This is a genomic window from Phormidium pseudopriestleyi FRX01 (genome assembly GCF_017313335.1).
Classification (GTDB): domain Bacteria; phylum Cyanobacteriota; class Cyanobacteriia; order Cyanobacteriales; family Laspinemataceae; genus Laspinema; species Laspinema pseudopriestleyi.
Genome location: NZ_JAFLQW010000336.1, coordinates 1 through 3,630 on the forward strand (window position 1 = coordinate 1; position 3,630 = coordinate 3,630).

General features: G+C 49.0%; 2 protein-coding genes. Both read left to right on the forward strand.

The annotated features are described in order from the left end of the window. Positions 1-591: 591 nt before the first annotated feature. Positions 592-1,983: a malic enzyme-like NAD(P)-binding protein gene (locus J0895_RS12660; protein WP_207088453.1), complete on the forward strand. Its 1,392-nt coding sequence runs from the start codon at positions 592-594 to the stop codon at positions 1,981-1,983. Between the two features lie 337 nt (positions 1,984-2,320). Beyond that, positions 2,321-3,630: 9,9'-di-cis-zeta-carotene desaturase (gene zds / locus J0895_RS12665; RefSeq protein WP_207088454.1), on the forward strand; the 1,310-nt coding region annotated here is incomplete at its 3' end.

Consider the following 3,630-nt stretch of genomic DNA (forward strand, 5'->3'; position numbering starts at 1 on the left):
GGTCAGGGTTCCCAATTTACCCTGTGGCTACCGGCGAGTGTCGTTGCTCCGGTTGTATTCCAAGAGGATGAAGAAGCGATTGTTGGGGGGGGATGATCCGTTATCTGTTTGACGCATTAGATCGGTTAAGTCGGTCACCCTTGACCCCTGAAGGGGTCACTACAAACCGTTCGTAGTAGCCCCTTCAGGGGTGTTCCCCTTTCGTAGCAACCCCTTCAGAAAGATACCGGGTTTCTTGTCCTAGCTAGTTAATGCTGTCCCGATGTTCTAAAATCGGTGATCATGACCCGAAGAGTTGTATCCGTTGTTGTTGCAGACTTTTTTCTATGATGACACCCCCGATTAACCGGAAAAATCCCCTCAAAAATTTAACATTTATTATTGCTACTTAGAAATACTTAATATTTTATATTAAAACCTGAGAATAACAGGGATTTGAGAATTATCAAAATTAGCCCATAATTTAGAGTTTTGCTGACATAATCGAGGAGCAAATCAGGGTAAAATATTAGCCTTGATGGAAAAAAAACCGGCAGGCGCGACGGAGCGTCTAATAGGTTTGGTGAATTGTTGGAGGACAACAGCAGTAAGATGGTCGCATTAACACCCAATTCTAGCTTTAGCGTAACGATTCGCTTGCAACTTCTCAACCGAGCCGGAACCCTGGCCACCGTGACCCAGGCGATCGCCTGGGTTGGGGGGAATCTCGGACAAATCGACTTGATCGAACAAACCCTGGCTCATACGACTCGGGATATTACCGTCGATGCTTCTAGTACCGAACACGCCGAAGAGATTGTCCAAAAAATCAAGGGAATCTCAGACATTAAAGTTCTCAACGTTTACGATCGCACCTTTAACCTGCATCGTGGCGGAAAAATTAGCATAGAAAATAAAATTGCCCTCAAAACTCAAGCGGATTTAGCGATGGCATATACCCCGGGAGTGGGGCGAATTTGTATGGAAATCGCCAACAATCCCGAACAACTCTACAATCTGACCATCAAGCAAAATACTGTGGCGATCGTCACTGATGGTTCGGCAGTATTAGGCTTAGGCAATCTCGGTCCTGGAGGCGCACTCCCCGTCATGGAAGGCAAGGCGATGTTATTTAAAGCCTTTGCCGGAATTGATGCGTTTCCCATCTGTTTGAACACCCAAGATAGTGACGAAATTGTAGAAACCGTCAAACGGATTGCCACGGTATTTGGGGGGGTGAATTTAGAAGATATTAGTTCCCCCCGCTGTTTCGATATTGAAGCGCGATTGCGTCGGGAATTGGATATTCCGGTGTTTCATGATGATCAACATGGGACGGCGATCGTCACCCTGGCAGCCTCTATCAATGCGTTGAAATTGGTCGGTAAAGCGATGGAAGATATCCGAATTGTCATTAATGGGGCCGGGGCCGCTGGAGTGGCGATCGCCCGCTTATTACGCCAAGCCGGTGCCCGCTATATGACCTTGTGTGATTCCAAAGGCATCCTCTGTCACAGTCGCACCGATTTAAACGAAGAAAAACGCGAATTTGCTGTAGAAAAAGGCGGCAATTTAGCCGATGCGATTAAAGGAACCGATATGTTTATCGGCGTCAGCGTTCCTGGAGTCCTAACGCCGGAAATGGTGCGCTCAATGGCACCGGATCCGATTGTTTTTGCAATGGCAAATCCTATCCCGGAAATTCAACCCGAATTAATCATGGATGATGTGGCGGTGATTGCCACTGGGCGCAGCGATTATCCTAACCAAATTAACAACGTTTTGGCATTTCCTGGCATCTTCCGTGGGGCGCTCGATTGTCGGGCCCATACGATTACTGAAACTATGTATTTGGAAGCAGCCAAGGCGATCGCCTCCTTAGTCAAACCATCCGATCTCAGCCGGGAAAATATCATTCCCTCGGTGTTCGATGATCGCGTCGTTACCGCCGTCTCTGCAGCAGTCCAACAGGCAGCGCGTCTAGAAGGTTCGGCTCGCCATTAAGGGAACTCCAAAAAATAAAATACCCAAAACCCACACCCTAAAGGGTGGGGCGTTTGCGGACAAAGCCTGCCTCCGCAGGCTCAAGAGTCAAGTAAGTTTTTCACGGCAGAACTTGGATAATTTATTTTTTTGGTCTCCCTAAGTCTCCCTCCCTATTTGATTTCACCCGTCCGATCGCCCTCCCTAAGAGACTCAGGAGGGCGATCGGACCCTTGAGGGAGCGTAAAAAACCTAGACAGTCCTGCCCTGATCGGACAAAATAGTAACCTAGGCTGGGATGGTGCGGCGATCGCCACTTAGATTACAATCTGTAAAGAACCATTACAGGATAGGCAGAATGCGGGTAGCGATCGCTGGGGCGGGACTAGCCGGAATGTCCACCGCCATTGAGTTAGTTGATGCGGGTCACGAAGTGGAAATCTTCGAGTCTCGTGCCTTTGTCGGCGGGAAAGTCGGCAGTTGGGTAGATGCCGAGGGCAATCACGTTGAAATGGGATTGCACGTCTTTTTTGGCTGCTATTACAACCTCTTCGACTTAATGAAAAAAGTAGGTGCGATCGACAATTTGCGCCTGAAAGACCATACTCATATCTTTATCAACGAGGGCGGCAAAACCGGGGAACTGGATTTTCGCTTTATTACCGGCGCACCCTTCAACGGTTTAAAAGCCTTTTTTACCACCTCTCAACTCGGTGTAGAAGATAAACTTACCAATGCGATCGCCCTCGGTACTAGCCCGATTGTCCGGGGTTTAGTGGACTTCGATGGGGCGATGAACACCATCCGCAAGCTCGATCGCATCAGTTTCGCCGACTGGTTCCGCAAACATGGCGGTTCTAATGGTAGTCTCAAGCGGATGTGGAACCCGATCGCCTACGCCCTGGGCTTTATCGATACGGAAAACATTTCCGCCCGCTGTATGCTGACCATTTTCCAATTGTTTGCCACAAAAACGGAAGCGTCGGTCCTGCGGATGTTAGAAGGGTCCCCAGATACCTACCTTCATCAACCGATTATTCAATATTTAGAAGCCAGAGGCGCTAAAATCCATACCCGACGCCGGGTGAGGGAAATTCTATTTTCTGAAGAAAGTGGGGAAACCCAAGTCACTGGATTGATTGTTGCTCAAGGGGAAACGGAAGAAACCATCACCGCTGATGCTTATTTGTTTGCCTGTGATCTCCCCGGCATTCAGAAAGTCTTACCCCCGGCATGGCGCAAATGGCCGGAATTCGATAATATTTATAAACTCGATACGGTGCCAGTTGCCACGGTGCAATTGCGCTTTGATGGGTGGGTGACGGAAATGCATGATGCGAGTAAGCGTCAGCAGTTGGAGGAAGCGGCAGGAATTGACAATCTGCTTTATACCCCAGATGCAGACTTTTCTTGTTTTGCAGATTTAGCCTTAACTTCGCCGTCGGATTATTATCGGCAAGGGGAGGGTTCGTTGATGCAGTTGGTGTTGACCCCGGGAGATCCATTTATTAAGCAGAGTAATGAGGCGATCGCCCATCATGTCCTCAAGCAAGTCCATGAACTGTTCCCCTCGTCCCGAGACCTGAATATGACCTGGTACAGTGTCGTCAAGTTGGCGCAATCCCTCTATCGGGAAGCGCCCGGGATGGACCCGTATCGGCCCGCCCA